This window comes from Azospirillum sp. 11R-A (genome assembly GCF_049472615.1).
Lineage (GTDB): Bacteria > Pseudomonadota > Alphaproteobacteria > Azospirillales > Azospirillaceae > Azospirillum > Azospirillum palustre.
The window spans coordinates 24,158-45,625 of record NZ_JBCEBL010000040.1 but is presented as its reverse complement, the minus strand read 5'-3'; the positions used below and the strand labels follow the sequence as shown (position 1 = coordinate 45,625).

The window sequence follows — 21,468 nt, the reverse complement described above, 5'->3', positions numbered from 1 at the left end:
CGGAGCCATGAGCCTGCATGTCGCCTTCGACGGCATCACCAAGGAATTCGGACCCGTACGGGTTCTGCACGGCGTCAGTTTCGACCTTCATCCGGGCCGGGTGCATGGGCTGCTGGGCGAGAATGGCGCCGGCAAATCGACGCTGATGAAGATCCTCGCCGGCTATCACGCGCCGACCTTCGGCACGCTCAGCATCGACGGCGAAGCGGTGACGTTCCGGAACTCCCGCGACGCCGAACAGCGCGGCATCGTGCTGATCCACCAGGAACTCAGCCTCGCCGACGACCTGACCGTCGCCCAGAACATGTTCCTCGGCCACGAGATCAAGCGCGGCTGGCTGCTCGACGACCGCAAGATGCGCGAGCAGGCGGCCAACGCCCTGCGCCAGGTCGGCTTCGACCGCGATCCCGACACCAAGGTGCGCGACCTGATCGTCGCCGAGAAACAGCTGGTGGAGATCGCCAAGGCGCAGCTGCGCAACGCCCGCCTGCTGATCATGGACGAGCCGACGGCCAGCCTGACGCCGTCGGAGTGCGACCGGCTGTTCGGGCTGATCGACCGGCTGCGGCGGGACGGCGTCACCATCGTCTACATCTCCCACAAGCTGGACGAGGTGGAGCGCATCACCGACGAGGTGATCGTGATGCGCGACGGCCGTTTCGTCGCCCGCGCCCCCACCGCCGAGACGCCGCGCCAGCGCATGGCGACGCTGATGGTCGGGCGTGAACTGACCGACATGTTCCCGGACAAGCGAATGCCCGCCCTCGGCAAGCCGCTGATGGCGGTGCGCGGCCTGACCGTGCCGGGCTGGGCGGAGGATGTGAGCTTCGACCTCCATCCCGGCGAGATCCTGGGTTTCGCCGGTCTGGTCGGCGCCGGCCGCACCGAACTGTTCGAGGGCATCCTGGGCTTGCGCCCGCGCAGCGGCGGCACGGTCGAGATCGAAGGCCGCCCGGTGTCCTTGCGCAACCCGCGCGAGGCGATGCGCAACGGCCTGACCTATCTCAGCGAGGATCGCAAGGGCAAGGGCCTGCACGTCACCATGGGGCTGCGCGACAACCTGACCCTGATGACGCTGCGCCACCATGCCCAGCCGCTGCTGTCGCCAGCGTCGGAGGATCGGGCGCTGGAGCATGCCGTCGCGAATTTCGGCATCCGCGGCAACCCGCAGGGCACGGCATCGTCGCTGTCCGGCGGCAACCAGCAGAAGCTGGCCATCGCCAAGTTCCTGGAACCGGATCCGCGCGTCTTCGTGCTGGACGAGCCGACCCGCGGCGTCGATGTCGGCGCCAAGCGGGACATCTATTTCCTGATCGCGCGGTTGGCCGCCGAAGGGCGCGGCGTGATCGTCATTTCATCGGAACTGATCGAACTGATCGGGCTCTGCCACCGGGTGATCGTGATGCGCGGGCGCCGGGTGACCGCGACCGTGCCCGCCGACCGGCTCAGCGAAGAGGAGTTGATTGCCCATGCCATCGGGACCAACGCCGGCACCGACATCGGCGCCCACGCCCGTCACTGAGGCCGGCACCGTGTCCACTGCCAAGCCGGCCCGCCGCTTCGATCCGCACCGCTTCGGCCCGGTCGTCGGGCTGGTGCTGCTGCTGATCGTCGGCACGGCGCTGAACCCGGATTTCGCCACCTGGGACAACATGATGAACGTGCTGACCCGCACGGCCTTCATCGGGATCATCTCCATCGGCATGTGCTTCGTCATCATCTCCGGCGGCATCGACCTGTCGGTGGGGTCGATGGCGGCGCTGATCGCCGGCGGCATGATCCTGCTGATGAATGCGCTGGCCGGGTCGGTCGGCTCGCCGGTCGCCGTCGTGGCGCTCGGCATGCTGTTCGCCCTGCTGCTGGGCGGCGGCTTCGGGCTGGCGCACGGCTATCTGATCACACGCGGGCGGATCGAGCCCTTCATCGTCACGCTGGGCACGCTCGGCATCTTCCGCGCCGTGTTGACCTGGCTGGCCGACGGCGGCGCCATTACGCTGGACAACGACCTGTCGGACGCCTACGGCCCGGTCTATTACGGCAGCCTGCTGGGCATTCCGGTGCCGGTCTGGGTCTTCCTGGTGGTGTCGGTCGCCGGTGCCGTCCTGCTGAACCGCACCGCCTTCGGCCGCTATGTCCAGGCCATCGGCTCCAACGAGCAGGTCGCCCGCTTCGCCGCGGTGGATGTCGACCGGGTGAAGTTGCTGACCTACGGCCTGCTCGGTGTCTGCGTCGGCATCGCCACGGTGCTGTATGTGCCGCGCCTCGGCTCCGCCTCCCCCACCACCGGTCTGCTGTGGGAGCTGGAGGCCATCGCCGCGGTGATCGTCGGCGGCACCTCCTTCAAGGGGGGCGAGGGACGGATCGCCGGCACGGTGATCGGTGCGGTTCTGCTGTCGGTCATCAGCAACATCCTGAACCTGACCAGCATCATCAGCGTCTACCTGAACGCGGCGGTGCAGGGCTGCGTCATCATCGCCGTCGCCTTCCTGCAGCGCCGGCGTCCTTAAAAAATCAAGAGGAGGAGAAACGTCATGTCGGAAGTTGCGCGTTACACCCGCCGTATGGTGCTCGGCACGGGCTTGGCGATGGCCGCGACGGTCGCCCTCGGCGGCGCTCTTGGCGGCGTCGCCTTCGCGGCGGACACGGTGAAGCTGGGCGTCAGCATCCCGGCCGCCACCCACGGCTTCACCGGCGGCATCGTCTGGTGGGCCAACCAGGCGAAGGCGGAGCTTGAGAAGGCCCATCCCAACCTGAAGATCACCGTCAAGACCGCCAGCGGCGCGCCGGAACAGGCGAACCAGCTTCAGGATCTGGTGACGGTGACCAAGATCGACTCGCTGGTCATCTTCCCCTTCGAATCCGCCGCCCTGACCCAGCCGGTCATGCAGGCGAAGAAGAAGAACGTCTACGTCACCGTCGTCGACCGCGGCCTGACGGATCCGAGCGCGCAGGACGCCTACATCGCCGGCGACAACACCGCCTTCGGCCGCATTCCGGCGGAATACATCGCCAAGAAATACAACGGCAAGGCCAACATCGTGGCGCTCCGCGGCATCCCGACCACGCTCGACAACGAGCGGTGGGAGGCCTTCACCGGCGTGCTGAAGCAGTATCCCGACATCAAGATCCTCGACGGCAAATACGCCAACTGGAACCGTGACGACGCCTTCAAGGTGACGCAGGACTTCCTGACCCGCTTCAAGGACATCGACGTCGTCTGGGCCGCCGACGACGACATGGCCTTCGGCGTGCTGAAGGCCATCGAGCAGGCCAAGCGCACCGACATCAAGGAGGTGTTCGGCGGTGCCGGATCCAAGACGATGGTGAAGACCATCCTCGACGGCTCCAACCCGCTGATCCGCGCCGACGTGTCCTATTCGCCGAAGTTCATCTACGACGCCATCAAGATGACCGCCGAAGCGCGTCTGAAGGGCGACAAGCTGCCGGCGACCTACATCATCCCGTCGGCGCTGATCACCAAGGAGAACGCCAAGGAGTTCTACTTCCCGGATTCGCCGTACTGACCCCTGGTTCGTCAGCCCCCTTACCCTCCCCCTCCCAGCGGGGGAGGGTTAAGCGGGACAGCCGCCAGCCGACACCTCCCGAAAACCGGGGAGCCTGACCCATGAAGACCATCAAAGGCCCGGCGATCTTCCTCGCCCAGTTCGCGGGCGACGCAGCCCCCTTCAACTCGCTGGACGGCATCGCCCGCTGGGCCGCCGGCCTCGGCTTCAAGGGCGTGCAGATCCCCAGCTGGGACCGACGCCTGTTCGACCTGTACAAGGCCGCGACCAGTCAAACCTACTGCGACGAGATCAAGGGCACGCTGGCCGATGCCGGCGTCGAACTGACCGAGCTGTCGACCCACCTGCAAGGCCAGCTCATCGCCGTCCACCCCGCCTACGACGCACTTTACGATGGCTTCGCCCCGGCAGAGGTCCATGGCCGTCCCGACGCCCGGCAGGCCTGGGCGGTGGAACAGCTGCACCTCGCCGCCAAGGCGTCGGCGAACCTCGGCCTGACCGCGCATGCCACCTTCTCCGGCGCGCTGGCCTGGCCCTATCTCTATCCGTGGCCGCAGCGTCCGCCCGGCCTGATCGAAACCGCTTTCGACGAGCTGGCAAAGCGCTGGCGGCCGATCCTCGACGCCTTCGACGAGGCCGGCTGCGATCTCTGCTATGAGATCCATCCCGGCGAAGACCTGTTCGACGGCACGACCTTCCAGATGTTCCTCGACCGGGTCGCCGGGCATGAGCGCTGCAACATCCTGTTCGATCCCAGCCACTTCGTCCTGCAACAGCTGGACTATCTCGGCTACATCGACGTGTTCCGCGACCGCATCCGCATGTTCCACGTCAAGGACGCCGAGTTCAATCCGACCCCCTGGCAGGGCGTCTATTCCGGCTATGCGCCGTGGAAGGACCGCGCCGGGCGCTTCCGCTCGCTGGGCGACGGGCAGGTCGATTTCAGCGGCATCTTCTCCAAACTGACCCAGTACGGCTTCGACGGCTGGGCGGTGCTGGAATGGGAATGCTGCATCAAGCATCCGGAACAGGGGGCCGCCGAAGGCGCCCGCTTCATCCAGGACCACATCATCCGCGTCACCGACCGCGCCTTCGACGATTTCGCCGACGCCGGCACCGACGAGGCGGCCAACCGCCGGATTCTCGGTCTGGGGAAAGGGGCATCATGAGCCCGGATCACGCACCGGCGTCGTCGAGACGCTTAAGGCTCGGCATGGTCGGCGGCGGCCAGGGCGCCTTCATCGGCGCGGTCCACCGCATCGCAGCCCGCATCGACGACCGTTACGAACTGGTGGCCGGAGCCCTGTCCTCCAGCCCTGAGCGGGCGCGGGCCAGCGGGACGGAGCTTTTTCTGGCGCCCGACCGCTGCTACGACGACTTCCACAGGATGGCGGCGGCCGAGGCCGCCCGCCCCGACGGCATCGACGCCGTCGCCATCGTCACGCCGAACCACCTGCATTACCCGGCGGCCAAGGCCTTCCTCGAAGCCGGCATCCACGTCATCTGCGACAAGCCTCTGGTCCACACGGTGGCGGAGGCGGAGGAGCTGGCCGCACTGGTGCGCAGCCGCAACCTCGTCTTCGTCCTGACCCACAATTACAGCGGCTATCCGATGATCCGGCAGGCGCGTGCCATGGTGGCGTCGGGCCTGCTGGGCCGCATCCGGGTGGTGCAGGCCGAATATGCCCAGGACTGGCTGGCGACCGACCTCGAGGCCAGCGGCAATAAGCAGGCCTCCTGGCGCACCGACCCGGCGCAGAGCGGCATCGCCGGCTGCATCGGCGACATCGGCACCCATGCCTTCCATCTGGCGGAGTTCGTGACCGGCCTCAACTGTACCCACCTTGCCGCCGACCTGTCCGCCTTCGTGCCCGGCCGGCGGCTGGACGACAACGCCCACATCATGATGCGCTTCGACGGCGGCGCCCGCGGCATGCTGTGGGCCAGCCAGGTCTCCCCCGGCACCACCAACGGCCTACGCCTGCGCATCTTCGGCGAGGCCGGCGGGCTGGAGTGGCAGCAGGAGCAGCCCAACGAGCTGCGCTTCACCCCGCTGGGCGAGCCGACCCGCACCCTGCTGCGCGCCGGGGCCGGCAGCCTGCCGGCGGCGAGCGGCATCTCGCGCACCCCCGCCGGCCATCCGGAGGGTTATCTGGAAGGCTTCGCCCAGATCTACCGCGATGCCGCCGACCGCATCGCCGCCAGCATCGACGGCCGCCCGGCCCCGGCCGACGTGCCGCTGCCGACGGTGGAGGACGGGGTGCGCGGCGTGCGCTTCATCCATGGCGCCGTCGAGTCCAGCCGCCGCGACGCTGCCTGGGTGTCCTTGGCTGGTTAGTTGCCTGCGCCCCACCGAAATCCCCCTCTCCCCCCCGGGGAGAGGGTCGGGGTGAGGGGGATGCATTGCGTGGCTTTGCAAGGAATGTAAAGCCACGCACACTCCCTAATCCTCCTGATGCACCCCCCTCACCCTAACCCTCTCCCGGGGGGGAGAGGGGATCTTGAGGCTTTTTCGCGTTTACGGTGCGGGATGCGCAGAACCGGCAAAAGCCGTTCCGAAGAGGCAATCCCCCACCCGGCCATTTCCCTAACATCCGTTCACCAAGACAGCCGGTGCCGGTCCTGCCGGCCCGGCCCCGAACGGACTTCGCATGACCACCCAGGATTTCCATCCGTCCCGCCGGACGGTCCTTTCCGGCAGCGCCGCCCTTGCCGTCGCGGGCAGCGGCCTGCTGACCGCGGTCGCCGGCACCGCCGTCGCCGCCGAAAAGACGGCCACCCGCCCAGACCAGACCAAAGGAACGAAACCCATGCTCCAGGGCAGCCACGTCACCACCAAGGACGGCGTCCAGATCTACGTCAAGCAGTGGGGTCCGCAGACCGGCCAGCCGGTGGTCTTCAGCCATGGCTGGCCGCTGACCGGCGACGCCTTCGAAGACCAGATGATGTTCCTGGCCCAGCACGGCTACCGCACCATCGCCCATGACCGCCGCGGCCATGGCCGGTCGTCGCAGCCGGGCTTCGGCAACGATCTCGACCATTACGCCGACGATCTGGCCGCGGTGACCGAGGCGCTGGACCTGAAGAACGCCGTCCATGTCGGCCACTCCACCGGCGGCGGCGAGGTCGCCCGCTACATCGGCCGTCACGGTGTGTCGCGCGTCGCCAAGGCGGTGCTGATCGGCGCCATCACGCCGATCATGGTCAAGACCGACTGGAACCCGGACGGCGTGCCGATGGAGGTGTTCGACGGCATCCGCGCCAGCGTGAAGGCCGACCGGTCACAGTTCTTCAAGGACCTGACCATCCCCTTCTACGGCTACAACCGGCCGGGCGCCAAGGTCTCGCAGGGCGTCATCGACAGCTTCTGGCTTCAGGGCATGATGGGCGGCCTTCAGGCCGAATATGAGTGCATCAAGGCCTTTTCCGAGACCGACCAGCGCGACGATCTGAAGAAGATGATCGTCCCGACGCTGGTCCTGCACGGCGACGACGATCAGGTCGTCCCGCTCGCCACCACCGGCAAGACCGCCGCGGCGCTGCTGCCGAAGGGCACCCTCAAGGTCGTTCCCGGCGGGTCGCACGGCATGTGCACCACGCAGAAGGACCTCGTGAACGAGGAACTGCTGGCCTTCATCCGCGCCTGACCGGTCTGCGGGACACTGTCCTCCTGTCGGCAACAATTATATTCCGACCCAACGGATTGTCCCGCAGAACCACCCCGTGCCATTGTCCCTTCAGACGGCGGCGCCGACGAAACCGGCAGCCAACCCCTTAAAAATCCACACGGAACAGGAAACGATCATGACCTTCAACGCCAAGTCGCTCATCAACGCCGACGACACCGTCTTCATCTTCATCGATCACCAGCCGCAGATGTCCTTCGGCGTGGTCAACATCGACCGCCAGCAGCTGAAGAACAACACCATCGCCCTGGCCAAGACCGCCAAGCTGTTCGGCGCCTCGACCATCGTGACCGCCGTGGAGACCGAGAGCTTCTCCGGCTACATCTGGCCGGAACTGATGGACGTGCTGAAGCAGGATCCCATCGAGCGCACCTCGATGAACAGCTGGGACTCCGAAGAGCTGGTGGCCGCGGTCAAGGCGACCGGCAAGAAGAAGCTGGTCATCGCCGCGCTGTGGACCGAGGCCTGCCTGCTGTACCCGACCCTGTGCGCCATCGAGGAAGGCTTCGAGGTCTACATCGTCACCGATTGCTCGGGCGGCACCTCCAAGGAGGCCCATGACGCCGCGGTCCGCCGCATGGAGCAGGCCGGCGCCCACTCCATCACCGCGGTCAACGTCCTCTTGGAAATCCAGCGCGACTGGGCCAAGCGCGAGAGCTACGACGGCGTGATGAACATCGTCCGCGAGCATTTCGGTGCCTACGGCATGGGCGTCGATTACGCCTACACCATGGTCCACAAGGCCCCGCAGCGCGGCGAATTCCCGCACAATGTGGTCGGCGGCCTCAAGCACGAGCACGCCTGATCCCTGCCTGCATGCCCTTGCCGGCGCCCGGTTCCGACCGGGCSCCGGCCCCCATTCCAGAAAGCGGGAGAGCGGACCCCATGATGCCCTATCTTCTTTCGGGCGGCGCCGGCATCCTGGTCGGCGTCATCTATGCGCTGATCGGCGTCCGTTCCCCGGCGCCGCCGACCATCGCCCTGATCGGTTTGCTCGGCATGCTGGTCGGCGAACAGGTGGTGCCCGTCGTCAAGCGGCTGGTGGCCGGCGAGCCGGTGCTCGCCTTCATCCAGACCGACTGCGCCCGCCATGTGCTGGGGCCGCATGCCGGAGCGGAGACGCCGCCGGCTGCCAAGGAAGACAAGGCTTGACGCCTCCCCCCATCGGCCGTCGCCCCATCGACCGCCGGAAAGCGATGGCGGGAACCGCCGCCGCTTCCCTGCTAGCATCGCCGCTGCTGTCCACCCTCGCGTCCAGACCCGGGAATGCCGCCATGCCGAACACTGCCGCCCCGAATCAAGCCGCCGGCGATCTGATCCTCGTCAACGCCAAGGTCACCACGCTCGACCGCGCCAACCCGCAGGCCAGCGCCATCGCCATCCGTGACGGCCGCTTCCTCGCCGTCGGCACGGAGGCGGAGGTGCGCGCCGCGGCTCCCCAGGCGACGGTGATCGACGCCAAGGGCCGGCGGGTGATTCCCGGGCTGATCGACAGCCACATGCACATCATCCGCGGCGGCCTGAACTACAACATGGAGCTGCGCTGGGACGGCGTGCCGAGCCTCGCCGACGCCATGGCGATGCTGAAGCAGCAGGCGGCCATCACCCCGGCGCCGCAATGGGTCCGCGTCGTCGGCGGCTTCACCGAGCACCAGTTCGCCGAAAAGCGCCTGCCGACCATCGAGGAGTTGAACGCCGCCGCCCCCGACACGCCGGTCTTCATCCTGCACCTCTACGACCGCGCCCTGCTGAACGCCGCGGCCCTGCGTGCCGTCGGCTACACGAAGGACACGCCGAACCCGCCCGGCGGCGAGATCGTGCGTGACGCCGCCGGCAACCCGACCGGCCTGCTGCTGGCCCAGCCCAACGCGACGATCCTCTATTCGACGCTGGCCAAGGGGCCGAAGCTGCCGCCCGAATACCAGCTGAACTCCACCCGTCATTTCATGCGCGAGATGAACCGGCTGGGCGTGACCGGGGTGATCGACGCCGGCGGCGGCTTCCAGAATTATCCCGACGATTACGCCATCGTCGAGAAGCTGCATGCCGACGGCGAGCTGACGCTACGCATCAGCTACAACCTGTTCACCCAGAAGCCGAAGGAGGAGCTGGCCGACTTCGCCGGCTGGGCGTCGAAGGTGAAGCCCGGCGACGGCGACGACAGCTACCGCCACAACGGCGCCGGCGAGATGCTGGTCTATTCCGCCGCCGATTTCGAGGATTTCCGGGTCGCCCGCCCGGACATGCCGCCGAACATGGAAGGCGATCTGGAGCCGGTGATCCGCCTGCTGGCCGAGAACCGCTGGCCCTGGCGCCTGCACGCCACCTATGACCAGACCATCAGCCGCGCGCTCGACGTGTTCGAGAAGGTCAACCGCGACGTTCCCTTCGACGGGCTGCACTGGTTCTTCGACCATGCCGAGACGATCAGCGACCGCAACATCGACCGCATCGCCGTACTCGGCGGCGGCATCGCCGTCCAGCACCGCATGGCCTATCAGGGCGAATATTTCGTCGAGCGCTATGGCGCGAAGGCGGCGGAACGGACCCCGCCGATTGCAAAGATGATGGCGGCCGGCCTGCCGGTCGGCGGCGGCACCGACGCCACCCGCGTCGCCAGCTACAACCCCTGGGTCTCGCTGTCCTGGCTGGTGACCGGCCGGACGGTGGGCGGTCTCAGCCTCTATCCGCGGGCCAATCTGCTGGACCGCGAGACGGCGCTGCGGCTGTGGACGGAGGCCAACACCTGGTTCTCCAACGAGCAGGGCAAGAAGGGCCAGATCAAGGCCGGCCAGCTCGCCGACCTCGCCGTGCTGTCCGACGACTTCTTCTCGGTGCCGGAGGACCGCATCGTCCATCTGACCTCCGTCCTGACCATGCTCGGCGGTGCGGTGGTGCATGGCGAGGGCGATTTCGGCCCGTTGGCGCCGCAACTGCCCAAGCCGATGCCGGACTGGTCGCCGGTTCGCACCTTCGGCGGCTATTACAAGTCGGCCGACGCTGGTGACCAACGCCAGGCGCTGGCCTCGGCCTGCGGCTGTGCCACCGGCTGCGGCGTCCACGGCCACGACCACGCCGCCGCCTATGCCGCCGACGTGCCGGCCGCCGACGTGCAGTCCTTCTGGGGTGCGCTCGGTTGCGGCTGCTGGGCGGTTTGATCCCACTCGTCCCGAAGCGAGTTCCCTCTCCCCTCCGGGGAGAGGGGGATTCCCACCTTCTCCCAAACTGGGAAACCCGCCATGACCCTCCGCTCCTTCGAACACCCGGCGGAACGCATCGTCGACCGCATCCTCGACTGGGACGGCACATGGCTGCTGGCCCGGCTGGCTCTGGTCGGCGCCTACCTCCTCGGCGGTTTGGTCAAGCTCACCGACTGGCCGGGCGCCGTCGCCGAGCAGGCACATTTCGGCCTCACCCCACCCGCCCTGTGGGCGGCCCTGACCATCCTGGTCGAGCTGGTCGGCCCGCTGCTGATCCTGCTGGACCGCGCGCTGTGGCTGGGTGCCGGCGCGCTCGGCGTCTTCACCGTTCTCGCCGCCCTGATCGCCAATGACTTCTGGACGATGGCCGGTCAGGAGCGCTTCATGGCAACCAACGCCTTCTTCGAGCATATCGGGCTGGTCGGCGGATTCGCGCTCGCCGCGATCGTCTCGCGGATGCGCCGCCGCTTGGGCATGAACCGGTAAGCGAAGGAAAGCGCCCCGCCCTCATCGCCCTCCACGACAAGAGAACAGCGGACCCCAGCATGTCGCCATCCGGTCAGTTCGAACTCGTCCTCGGCCTGATGGCGGCGATCATCGTGCTGGAACTTGCGGCCAAGCGGCTGCGCATGCCGCCCTCGGCCGTGCTGGTGTTGGGCGGCATCGCGCTCGCCCTGATCCCCGGCCTGCCGGAGATCACACCCGATCCCGACCTGACCCTGCTGCTGTTCCTGCCGCCGCTGCTATTCGCCAGCGCCTATTTCACGGTGTGGAGCGACTTCCGCGCCAACCTGCGCATCATCCTGCAACTGGCCGTCGGGGCGGTCGCCTTCACCACGCTGGCGGTCGGGGTGGCTGCTCATCTAGTGATGCCGTCGCTGCCCTGGGCCGCCTGCTTCACACTCGGCGCCATCCTGTCGCCGCCCGACGCCGTGGCCGCCAAGGCGGCGCTGAAGGGCTTGCCGCTGCCGCCGCGCATCGTCACCCTGCTGGAGGGCGAGAGCCTGGTGAACGACGCCACCGGGCTGGTGCTGTTCCGCATCGCCATCGCCGCCGGCATGACCGGCACCTTCGAGGCCGGCCATGCCTCGCTGGAGTTCCTGTGGCTCGCCATCGGCGGTGTCGCGGCCGGCGTGGTCTTCGGCCACATCGCGGCACTGCTGCTGGGCCGCCTGCGCGACGTTCCGCTCAGCATCGTCGGCGGTTTCCTCGCCGCCTGGGGCAGCTATCTGGGCGGCGAGGCGCTGGAGGTGTCGGGCGTGCTCGCCACCGTCGGCTGCGGTCTGGTGATGGGCCGGCGCCAGCACGACCTGTTCACCGCGCAGCTGCGCACCCACGCCAACGCGGTGTGGGCGGTGGCGGTGTTCCTGATGGAATCGATGGTCTTCATCATCATTGGCCTGTCGCTGCGCGGCGTGCTGGGCCGGCTGGAGGCCGCCGGCACCGGCCTGACCGACCTGTTGCCGATGATCGTCGCCGTCACGCTGGCGATGATCCTGTCGCGCTTCGCCTGGCTCTTCCCCTCGACCTACCTGCCCCGTTTCCTGTTCCCAAGCCTGCGGCGGCGCGACCCCTACCCGTCGGTGGCGGTGCCGGTGATCATGGGCTGGGCGGCGATCCGCGGCGTGGTCAGCCTTGCCGTCGCCCTGTCGGTGCCGGTGGAGTTTCCCGGCCGCGACATCATCCTGGCGACCACCTGGGCGGTGATCCTGGTGTCGATCCTGGGGCAGGCGACCACGCTCGCCCCGCTGATCCGCAGGATGCGGCTGGGCGGCTTCACGCTGGAGCGCCGCCCGACCCTGTCGGAATCCGAAGCCCGCATCCGCATGGCCCGCGCGGCGCTGGACGCGGTGCGCGAGCGGTCGGGCACGGCCGACGGCCGGCAGCGCCACCCCCGCCTGCTCGAACAGTACGGCCACCGGGCGACGATGGCCGAGCGCTTCTTTGAGAGCGAAGGCATGCTGACGGAGGACCGGCGCGAGCATTTCGCCGCCGTCCTGGCCGCCAACCGCGCCGCCCGCACGGAGATCCTCGGCCTGCACCGCGGCGGCCGCATCCACGACACGGTGCTGCACCGGCTGGAGGCGGAACTGGATCTGGAGGAACTGGGCGCGGAGCAGGCGCTTGCGGAGGGGGAGGCTGCGGGGTAAAGCGCCTCTCCCCCTCGGGAGGATCCCCTCTCCCCCCGGGGAGAGGGTTAGGGTGAGGGGGGCGCGCGGCGAGGATTTTCAAGCATCGCGCACCTCCCGCTCCCCACAAAATCCACCCTGTGCATCCCCCTCACCCCGACCCTCTCCCCAGGGGGGAGAGGGAGGATTTCGGCGGTTGATGGAAAGCTCCCCCTCAAGCCGCCTCGCCCACCGGGGCCGGCTTCGCCGCGCGCAGGATCATGCCGAACAGATCGCGCGGCTCGTCGGGATCGGCCAGCATGTCGAGATTCTCGAAGAATCCCGTCCCTGCCACCTTGTCCCGGACATAGCGCAGGGCGGAGAAGTCCTCCGTCGCGAATCCCACCGAATCGAACAGCGTGATCTGCCGCGCGTCGCGCCGCCCCACTGCCTGGCCGGTCATCACCGTCCACAGCTCCGTCACCGGATGGTCGGGGGCAAGCTGCTGGATTTCACCCTCGATCCGCGTCTGCGGCGGATATTCGACGAAGATGTCCGACCGCAGCAGGATGTCGCGGTGCAACTCCGTCTTGCCGGGGCAGTCGCCGCCGACCGCGTTGATGTGGACCCCGGCCCCGACCATGTTGTCGGTCAGGATGGTGGCATACTGCTTGTCGGCGGTGACGGTGGTGATGATCTGTGCGCCCTCCACCGCCTCCTCGGTCGATTTGCAGGCGGTGATCTCGAAGCCCTGGTCGCGCAGGTTGCGCACGCATTTCTGCGTCGCCGCCGGGTCGATGTCGTAGAGCCGCAGCTTCCGGATGCCCAGCAGCGCCTTGAAGGCCAGCGCCTGGAATTCCGCCTGCGCCCCGTTGCCGATGATCGCCATGCAGGAGGCATCCTTCGGCGCCAGATGCTTCGCCGCCACCGCCGACGTGGCAGCGGTGCGCAGCGCCGTCAGGATGGTCATCTCCGTCATCAGCACCGGATAGCCGTTGCCGACATCGGCCAGCACGCCGAAGGCGGTGACGGTCTGCCGCCCCTCCCGCGTGTTCTTCGGATGGCCGTTGACATACTTGAAGCCATAGGTGCGGCCGTCGCTGGTCGGCATCAGTTCGATCACGCCTTCCGCGCTGTGCGAGGCGACCCGGGGCGTCTTGTCGAAGCTCTCCCAGCGGCGGAAATCCTCCTCGACATAAGCCGACAGCTCGGTCAGGAAGCGTTCCACGCCGATGTGCAGCACCAGCTTCATCATGTGGTCGACGCTGACGAAGGGAACGAGGTTCAGGTTCGGGATCATGGTCAAACGCTCCATTCGCTCAGAAGCTGCGGGTGGGGTAGTCGAGAACGCGGCGCCCCATCAGGCTCGCCAGCAGTTCCACCATCAGGGTCGCGGTGCGGCCGCGCTCGTCCAGGAAGGGGTTCAGCTCGACCAGATCGACGCTGCTGACCAGACCGGTGTCGTGCAACATCTCCATGATCAGATGGGCTTCGCGGAAGGTGGCGCCACCGGGAACCGTGGTGCCGACGCCGGGCGCGATGCCGGGATCGAGGAAATCCACGTCCAGGCTGACATGCAGCAGCCCGTCCGCCTCCACCACCCGCTCGAGGAAGGGACGCAGCAGGGCGACGATGCCGTGTTCGTCGATCTTGCGCATGTCATGGACGGTGATGTCCGAGTTCTCCAGCGCCCGCCGCTCGGCCGGATCGACGCTGCGGATGCCCATCATGCAGACATTGTGCGGATCGAGCCGTGCCGGCGGCGCCGGGAAATAGCCGTCGAAACCGGCCAGCCCGGTGGCGTATGCCATCGGCACGCCATGCAGGTTGCCGCTCTCCGTCGTCTCCAGCGTGTGGAAATCCGGATGCGCGTCCAGCCACAGCACGAACAGCGGGCGCCGCATCTCGGCGGCACGCTGCGCCAGCCCGGTCAAGGTGCCGGCGGCGAGGCTGTGGTCGCCGCCCAGGAAGATTGGCATGGCGTCCTGCCCGGCGCTCGCCTCGTACGCCACCTGGGTCAGCGCCGCGGTCCAGCCGGCCACTTCCGGCAGGAATTTCAGCGCGGCGTTGCCATGCGCCGGCGGCCGCTGCGGCAGCGGCGCCACGTTGCCCAGGTCGGTCACGCTGTGGCCCAGGTCCGACAGCGCCTTGGCGATGCCGGCGGTGCGGTAGGCGCTGGGTCCCATTTCGCAGCCAAGCCGGCCCGCCCCATCCTGCACCGGCACGCCGACCAGCCGGCACTGCTTCGTTTTGGTCTTGTGGTAGGACATTGTTTGGTCTCTTGCCTGTTCCTCTCACCAGCAAACCACAGGCATCCGGCGGAACGGACAGGGCAATTTGACAAATGTCGACAATCTGCCTACCAAACTGAACAGCCAAGCTTGCCAGAATGTCGGAAGGCTCATGACCATGACGCTCGACCAGCTCGACGAAAAGCTCATCACCCTGCTGCGCCATGACGGCCGCCGCAGCATTTCCGACCTCGCCATCGAACTCGGCGTCTCGCGGGCGACGGTGCGCTCGCGGATGGAACGGCTGGAAAGCTCCGGCATCATCACCGGCTACACGGTGATCCTGCGCGCCGACACGGTGGAGGCGCCGGTGCGCGGCATCATGCTGATCGAGGTGGAGGGACAGGCGACCGACCGGGTGGTCCGCACGCTCAGCGGCTTCCCCGAGATCATGGAGATCCACAGCACCAACGGACGCTGGGACCTGATCGTCGAGCTGTCGGCCGGCAGCCTGCCGGAATTCGACGGGGTGCTGCGCCGCATCCGATTGATCCCCGGCATCACCACCAGCGAAACCAACCTGCTGCTGAACACCCCGCGCAGCACCCGCGCCCGGCTGTAGGTCACCCGCAACATGCCAATCCGCGCAGTCCAAGCTTCCATTCTGGCAAGTTCGGCCGATTCTCCTGTCACTTTTCCCTCTTCCGGCCGCCGTCTGCTTCGCTGATGCTCCGCCCCACCAACGAATTCGGGACGCCGCATGGACCAGCATCGCATCGCCACCGATCCTATCGCCAGCGTCGGCCGGAACGGTCCGGCCCACCGCCACCCTCCCTCCAACCCCACCGCGACGGTCGCAGTCCAGGCGGACGGCCTGCACAAGCGGTTCGGATCGCTAGAGGTGTTGAAGGGCGTGTCGCTGACCGCCCGCGAAGGCGACGTCATCACGCTGATCGGCTCCTCGGGGTCCGGCAAGAGTACGTTGTTGCGCTGCATCAACATGCTGGAAGTCCCCGATGAAGGACGCGTCACCATCTGCGGCGAGACCATCGCGATGAAGACGGCGCGCGGACGGACCCTGCCAGCCAACACCCGTCAGGTCGACCGCATCCGCACCAGCCTCGGCATGGTGTTCCAGAACTTCAACCTCTGGAGCCACATGACCATCCTGCAGAACGTGATCGAGGCGCCGGTCCATGTGCTGGGCGTGCCGAAGGGCGAGGCCATCGACCTCGCGCGCAGCCTGCTGGACAAGGTCGGCATCCTGGGCAAGGCCGACTGCTACCCGATCCAGCTGTCGGGTGGCCAGCAGCAGCGCGCGGCCATCGCCCGCGCCCTTGCCATGCAGCCCAAGGTGATGCTGTTCGACGAACCGACCTCGGCGCTCGATCCCGAACTGGTCGGCGAGGTGCTGCGCGTCATCCGCCAGCTGGCGGACGAGGGCCGCACCATGATCCTGGTGACGCACGAGATGGACTTCGCCCGCGAGGTCTCGTCCAAGGTCGTCTTCCTCCACCAGGGCCGCATCGAGGAGGAAGGAGCACCCGACAGGGTGTTGACCAATCCCGAATCCGACCGCGTGCGACAGTTCCTCTCCCGCCACCTCTCCGCCGCCTGAATAAAGGAGGGGGTGCGCCATACAAGCGCAGGCTTCCCGGCTTTCGCGACGATGACGGCCGACGGACGCCTGTGCCAAAGTCCGCCGTCCCGCGGCCGGCACGGATCGCAACAGCCGGACCCGAGCGGACAAACGAACACAGGATACCAACCAATGAAGAAGATCCTTTTGGCCCTGGTGCTGGGCGCCCTGGCCGCCGGCAGCGCCGTTCCGGCGATGGCGAAGGATGCAAAGAAGCTCCGCATCGCGTCCGAAGGCGCCTTCGCGCCGTGGAACGGCATGGATTCGTCGGGCAAGCTGGTCGGCTTCGAGATCGACCTCGCCTGGGACCTGTGCAAGCGCATCGAAGCCGATTGCGAGCTGGTCGCTATGGATTGGGACGGCATGATCCCGTCGCTGCAGCAGGGCAAGATCGACGCCATCATGGCCGGCATGACCATCACCGACGAGCGCAAGAAGGTCATCGCCTTCGCCGGCCCCTACGGCACCGAGCAATCCACCTTCGCCACCTTGAAATCCTCCAAGCTTGCCGGTGCCGGCGTCGGTGCCGAGCGCGTCGACCTTGCCGACGAGGCCGCCGCCAAGCCGGCGGTCGCCAAGCTGGCGGAGCTGCTGAAGGGCAAGACGGTGGGCGTCCAGACCTCGACCATCCAGGTCGATTTCCTGGAGAAGTATCTGCCGGACGTGACCGTGCGCAATTACGACAAGATCGACAACGCCGCCATCGATCTGGCCGCCGGCCGTGTCGACGCGATCTTCGGCGACCGCTCGCCGGTCGAGGCGCTGATGCGCGCCGCGGGCACCGACAGGATGACGCTGTTCGGCCCGGCGATGACGCGCGGCGTGCTGGGCGAGGGCATGGGTGTCGGCCTGCGCAAGGCCGATGCGGAGCTGAAGGGCCGTCTCGACAAGGCCATCGCCGATGCCAACAAGGACGGCACCATCGCGACCCTGAGCCAGAAGCATTTCGGCTACGACGTTTCGGTGCGGTGATCCCGATGCTGGACCTCCTCGACTCCGGGCTTACCTCCGGGCTGCACGGCTGGGGGCCGCAGCTCCTGTCCGGGACGGCGATGACCGTCGCGGTCGCGCTGTCGGCCTTCCTGCTGGGTCTCGCCTTCGGCGCCGCCGGCGCCGCCGCCAAGCTCAGCGACAGCCTGGTGTTGAGGGGGCTGGCGGAGCTTTACACCACCGCTGTGCGCGGCGTGCCCGAACTGCTGGTGATCTATCTGCTGTTCTTCGGCGGTTCGGGCATGGTCATGGCGGTGGCCGGACTCTTCGGCTACGGCGGCCTCATCGAGCTGAACGCCTTCTCCATCGGCGTCGCCGCCGTCGGCCTGATTTCCGGCGCCTATTCGACCGAGGTCATCCGCGGCGCCGTCAAATCGGTGCCCTACGGCCAGATCGAGGCGGCGCGGGCCTGCGGCATGGGGCGCTGGCGCATCCTGCGCCGGGTTCTGGTGCCGCAGACCCTGCGCTTCGCCCTGCCCGGCCTCGGCAATGTCTGGCAGCTGACGCTGAAGGACACCGCGCTCATCTCCGTCACCGCCCTGGCCGAGATCATGCGCGTCGCCCACACCGCCGCCGGCTCCACCCGGCAATCTTTCCTGTTCTACAGCGTCGCCGCACTGCTGTACCTCGCGCTGACCACCGTCTCGACGACGGCATTCCGGCAGGCCGAGCGCTATGCCAGCCGCGGCGTGCGGAGGGCCTGACGATGAACTGGACCTTGATGTGGGACAGCCTGCCGCGCCTGCTGGCGGCCCTGCCCCTGACCTTGCAGCTGGTGGCGCTGGCGCTCGCCTTCGGGGCCGTGCTGGCCTTCGCCACCGCCCTTCTGCGCCTGTCCGGCAACCGGGTGGCGGTGGCGCTGACCTCGGCCTACACCTTCATTTTCCGCGGCACGCCGCTGCTGGTGCAGATCTTCCTGATCTATTACGGCCTCAGCCAGATCGACCTCATCCGCGACAGTTTCCTCTGGCCCGTCCTCAGCCAGCCGATGTGGTGCGCCATCCTGGCGCTGGCGCTCAACACCGGGGCCTACACCTCCGAGATCCTGCGCGGCGCCATCGAGACGGTGCCGCAGGGTCAGGTGGAAGCCGCGCGGGCCTGCGGCATGTCGCGGGTGCGGCTGTTCCGCCGCATCGTCCTGCCGGTGGCGATCCGCCAGATGCTGCCGGCCTACGGCAACGAGGTGATCTTGATGGTGAAGGCCAGTTCGCTCGCCAGCACCATCACGATGATGGAGATCACCGGCGTCGCGCGGCGGATGATCGCCCAGACCTTCGCGGTCTTCGAAATCTTCATCGTCGCCGGCATCCTCTACCTGCTGATCAACTTCGTCGCCACCCGCCTGATCAAGCACGCGGAATGGCGCATGACTCCCTATCTGCGGGCGCGGGCCTGACGCGCGGCATCCATGCTATCCTGCCGTCCGGCCCCCACCGCACCAGCAACCGGACATCATGACCACCGCCGTCAGCGACCAGGACCGCCTGATACCCACCCCCACCGGCGCGGGCTTCGGCCGCCTCTACGTGAAGGACTGGACGCCTGCCACGGCCGGCGGGCTGCCGCCGATCCTGCTGTTCCACGATTCGCTCGGCTGCGTCGATCTCTGGCGCAGCTTCCCGGCCCGCCTTGCCGCCGCGACCGCAAGGCGGGTCATCGCCTATGACCGGCTGGGTTTCGGCCGCTCCGACCCGCACCCCGGCACCCTGCCCCGCGATTTCGTCGCCGCGGAGGCGCGGGACGCCGTCCCCCTCCTGCTCGACAGTTTCTGCATCGGCGATTTCGTCGTCTGCGGCCACAGCGTCGGCGGCGGCATGGCGGTGGAGACGGCGGCGCGCTTTCCCTCCCGCTGCCGCGCGCTGGTGACCATCGCAGCCCAGGCCTTCGTCGAGGAGCGCACGCTGGACGGCATCCGCGAGGCCAAGCAGGGCTTCCAGGACCCGGCCCAGCTGGCCCGTCTGGCGAGATACCAGGGCGACAAGGCGTGCTGGACGGTCGATGCCTGGACCGAAAGCTGGCTGTCGCCCGCCTTCGCCGACTGGACCCTGGACGCCGCCCTGGCCGATGTCCGCTGCCCGGTTCTGGCCCTGCATGGCGACCGCGACGAATACGGCTCGGCCGAGCACCCGGCCCGGATCGCCGCCGGTCGCGGAACCGTCCGCCTGCTGCCCGACACCGGCCACGTCCCTCACCGCGAATGCGAGGCGGAGGTGGTGGAGGCGATCCGGTCTTTCCTCAGCGAACCCTAGAGTCTGTCTGGTGCTTATTGAAGCACCAGACAGACTCTAAGCTTTTGATTTTTCCGTGCGATTCACGCTTCAAGCGATTTCGCTTGAACCGATCACACTTTAACGCCCGCCCCGTCCGCTCCCAGCGCTGACTCCAGAAGTTCCGCAAGCTCCCCGACCCGGTAGGGCTTCGGCAGCACCCGCACCCCGTCGATCCGGGCGATGTCCTCGCTGTAGCCGGTGGTCAGCACCACCGGCAGGCCGGGGCGCAGGCGCCGGGCGGTGTGGGCAAGATCGATGCCGTTCATCGCCCCCGGCATCACCACGTCGCTGAACAGGATGTCGATCCGCAAGTCCCGGTCGTTCAGCAGCCCCAGCGCCTCCTCCGCATTGCCGGCGCGCAGAACGGCATAGCCCATCTCGTCGAGTGCTGCCGCCACCATGCTGCCGACGATGGGGTCGTCCTCCACCAGCAGCAGGCGCCGGCCGGCCCCGCGCGCGGTGTCCAGCGACCGTTCCTTCGCGTGTGCGGCCACCGGCTTGACCGTCCGCGGCAGGAACAGCGAGACGGCGGTGCCCTGGCCGGGCGCGCTGTCGATCTCCACCCGGCCCGACGACTGGCGGGTGAAGCCATACACCTGCGCCAGCCCGAGGCCGGAGCCCTTGCCGACCTCCTTGGTGGTGAAGAAGGGTTCGAAGACGCGGGCCTTCACCTCCGCCTCCATCCCGGTGCCGGTATCGCTGACCGTCACCTGCACCAGATCGCCGCTTGCTCCATCTGCCAGCCGGTTGCGGGCGGTGACGCGCAGCCGGCCCCCTTCGGGCATCGCATCGCGCGCATTGACGGCGAGGTTCAGGATCGCCAGCTCGAACTGGGTCGGATCGACTTCCACCGGCCACAGCCCCGGTTCCACCTGCGTCTCCAGCGTGATGTCGGCGCGGATGGCGCGGGTCAGCAGGTCGGCCATGCCCAGCAGCCGGTCGCGGACATCCATCGGCTCCGGCCGCAGGGTCTGCCGGCGGGCGAAGGCCATCAGCTGCTGCACCAGCTTGGCGCCGCGGTCGATGGCCTGCTGGCCGGTTTCCAGCAACGGCTGGATCGACGGCTCCTTCGCCCGCCGCCCGACCAGCTGGAGGCAGCTGGACAGCGCCTGGAGCAGGTTGTTGAAGTCATGAGCGATGCCGCCGGTCAGCTGCCCCATCGCCTCCATCTTCTGGCTCTGGCGCAGGGCGGCTTCGACCCTCTCGCGCTCGGCGATTTCTGCGTTCAGCGCCCTGTTGGCGGCGGACAGGTCGCGCGCCCGTTCCGCCAGATCGTGGTTCGCCCGCGCCAGCGCCGCCTGCGCCGCACCGAGCACCAGCACGATCAGCAGAGTCATCGCCAGCAGCAGCGCCATCCCGACATAGCGTTCGGCCCGGCGGGCGAAGGGTTCCACCTGCGTGCGCAACGACACACTACCGATGGCGCGGCCGTCCTGCACAACCATGACGGTCACCGTCAGATGGTCACCATCGAAATGATGCCCCGGCGGCTCCGCGGTCGCCTGCATCGGCGCCATGCCGCCGGCGGTGTAGCTGGCGAACAGCGCGCCGCTGCCGTCATAGACGCCGGCCGCCTCGAACTCCGGGCTGGCGGACAGCGCCGCCAGATACTCGCTGGCGGAGGTCCGGTCGTTGAAGCTCAACGCCGCGGTGACGGTCGCCGCCAGGATCCGCGTCTGCACCTCCACGTCGCCCGTCCGCTCGTCGCGATAGGCATTTTCGCTGGCCAGCGCCATCAGCCCGCCGGCCACCAGCAGGACAATCACCGCCAGCGCGGTCAGGCGCGGCGTGTGCCGCCAGAATCCGGCCAGATCGGTCAC

At 68.0% G+C, this 21,468-nt stretch carries 20 protein-coding genes; 17 read left to right on the top strand and 3 right to left on the bottom strand.

Going from position 1 to position 21,468, the window contains the following annotated elements:
• Positions 1–7 precede the first annotated feature (7 nt).
• The 11 genes from VH569_RS32685 to VH569_RS32635 all read left to right on the top strand — a co-directional run bounded on the left by VH569_RS32685 (position 8) and on the right by VH569_RS32635 (position 12,560).
• Positions 8–1,522, top strand: a complete 1,515-nt coding sequence (locus tag VH569_RS32685) for a sugar ABC transporter ATP-binding protein (protein WP_423321134.1) — start codon at positions 8–10, stop codon at positions 1,520–1,522.
• 10 nt (positions 1,523–1,532) lie between these two features.
• The gene (locus VH569_RS32680; RefSeq protein ID WP_423321133.1) at positions 1,533–2,507 is read left to right on the top strand and encodes an ABC transporter permease; all 975 of its coding nucleotides are present in this window, start codon (positions 1,533–1,535) and stop codon (positions 2,505–2,507) included.
• Positions 2,508–2,531: 24 nt separating this feature from the next.
• Positions 2,532–3,524 (top strand): substrate-binding domain-containing protein, encoded by a 993-nt coding sequence (locus tag VH569_RS32675; protein WP_423321131.1) that lies wholly within the window; start codon positions 2,532–2,534, stop codon positions 3,522–3,524.
• 101 nt (positions 3,525–3,625) lie between these two features.
• Positions 3,626–4,693, top strand: coding sequence for a sugar phosphate isomerase/epimerase family protein (locus VH569_RS32670; RefSeq protein ID WP_423321130.1), 1,068 nt, complete (start codon positions 3,626–3,628; stop codon positions 4,691–4,693).
• Positions 4,690–5,862 (top strand): Gfo/Idh/MocA family protein, encoded by a 1,173-nt coding sequence (locus VH569_RS32665; RefSeq protein WP_423321128.1) that lies wholly within the window; start codon positions 4,690–4,692, stop codon positions 5,860–5,862. The genes VH569_RS32670 and VH569_RS32665 overlap by 4 nt, the downstream gene beginning before the upstream one ends.
• Before the next feature lie 472 nt (positions 5,863–6,334).
• Entirely contained in the window at positions 6,335–7,171 is an 837-nt protein-coding gene (locus tag VH569_RS32660) for an alpha/beta fold hydrolase (protein ID WP_423321164.1), read from the top strand.
• A 157-nt stretch (positions 7,172–7,328) separates the two neighbouring features.
• A complete protein-coding gene (locus VH569_RS32655; RefSeq protein WP_423321126.1) occupies positions 7,329–8,015 on the top strand; it encodes a hydrolase in 687 nt (228 codons plus the stop codon).
• 80 nt (positions 8,016–8,095) lie between these two features.
• A complete protein-coding gene (locus VH569_RS32650) occupies positions 8,096–8,362 on the top strand; it encodes a XapX domain-containing protein (protein WP_423321125.1) in 267 nt (88 codons plus the stop codon).
• A gap of 122 nt (positions 8,363–8,484) precedes the next feature.
• Positions 8,485–10,368 (top strand): amidohydrolase, encoded by a 1,884-nt coding sequence (locus VH569_RS32645; protein ID WP_423321123.1) that lies wholly within the window; start codon positions 8,485–8,487, stop codon positions 10,366–10,368.
• 81 nt (positions 10,369–10,449) lie between these two features.
• Positions 10,450–10,896, top strand: a complete 447-nt coding sequence (locus VH569_RS32640; RefSeq protein WP_423321122.1) for a DoxX family protein — start codon at positions 10,450–10,452, stop codon at positions 10,894–10,896.
• 59 nt (positions 10,897–10,955) lie between these two features.
• Positions 10,956–12,560, top strand: a complete 1,605-nt coding sequence (locus tag VH569_RS32635; RefSeq protein ID WP_423321121.1) for a Na+/H+ antiporter — start codon at positions 10,956–10,958, stop codon at positions 12,558–12,560.
• Positions 12,561–12,753: 193 nt separating this feature from the next.
• Here VH569_RS32635 and VH569_RS32630 read toward each other — a convergent pair whose 3' ends face one another.
• Together VH569_RS32630 and rocF are read right to left on the bottom strand one after the other, a co-directional pair.
• A complete protein-coding gene (locus tag VH569_RS32630) occupies positions 12,754–13,824 on the bottom strand; it encodes an ornithine cyclodeaminase (RefSeq protein ID WP_423321119.1) in 1,071 nt (356 codons plus the stop codon).
• Between the two features lie 13 nt (positions 13,825–13,837).
• A complete protein-coding gene (gene rocF / locus VH569_RS32625) occupies positions 13,838–14,788 on the bottom strand; it encodes an arginase (protein ID WP_423321118.1) in 951 nt (316 codons plus the stop codon).
• Positions 14,789–14,921: 133 nt separating this feature from the next.
• Here rocF and VH569_RS32620 point away from each other — a divergent pair, with 133 nt between their 5' ends.
• From VH569_RS32620 to VH569_RS32595, 6 genes are all read left to right on the top strand, one after another.
• Positions 14,922–15,371, top strand: coding sequence for an Lrp/AsnC family transcriptional regulator (locus VH569_RS32620; protein ID WP_377805257.1), 450 nt, complete (start codon positions 14,922–14,924; stop codon positions 15,369–15,371).
• A 138-nt stretch (positions 15,372–15,509) separates the two neighbouring features.
• Complete coding sequence (locus VH569_RS32615) at positions 15,510–16,367, top strand: ABC transporter ATP-binding protein (protein ID WP_423321116.1); 858 nt, start codon at positions 15,510–15,512, stop codon at positions 16,365–16,367.
• Positions 16,368–16,520: 153 nt separating this feature from the next.
• On the top strand, positions 16,521–17,360 hold the full coding sequence (locus tag VH569_RS32610; RefSeq protein WP_423321114.1) for a transporter substrate-binding domain-containing protein: 840 nt from the start codon (positions 16,521–16,523) through the stop codon (positions 17,358–17,360).
• A gap of 5 nt (positions 17,361–17,365) precedes the next feature.
• Positions 17,366–18,082 (top strand): ABC transporter permease, encoded by a 717-nt coding sequence (locus tag VH569_RS32605; RefSeq protein WP_423321113.1) that lies wholly within the window; start codon positions 17,366–17,368, stop codon positions 18,080–18,082.
• A 2-nt stretch (positions 18,083–18,084) separates the two neighbouring features.
• The gene (locus VH569_RS32600; protein ID WP_098736361.1) at positions 18,085–18,774 is read left to right on the top strand and encodes an ABC transporter permease; all 690 of its coding nucleotides are present in this window, start codon (positions 18,085–18,087) and stop codon (positions 18,772–18,774) included.
• A gap of 58 nt (positions 18,775–18,832) precedes the next feature.
• Entirely contained in the window at positions 18,833–19,627 is a 795-nt protein-coding gene (locus tag VH569_RS32595; protein WP_423321110.1) for an alpha/beta fold hydrolase, read from the top strand.
• A gap of 92 nt (positions 19,628–19,719) precedes the next feature.
• Here the strand turns inward: VH569_RS32595 and VH569_RS32590 are convergent, their stop codons facing one another.
• Positions 19,720–21,468 carry an ATP-binding protein gene (locus tag VH569_RS32590; RefSeq protein ID WP_423321109.1) on the bottom strand — a complete coding sequence of 583 codons (1,749 nt, stop codon included), beginning with the start codon at positions 21,466–21,468 and terminating at the stop codon, positions 19,720–19,722.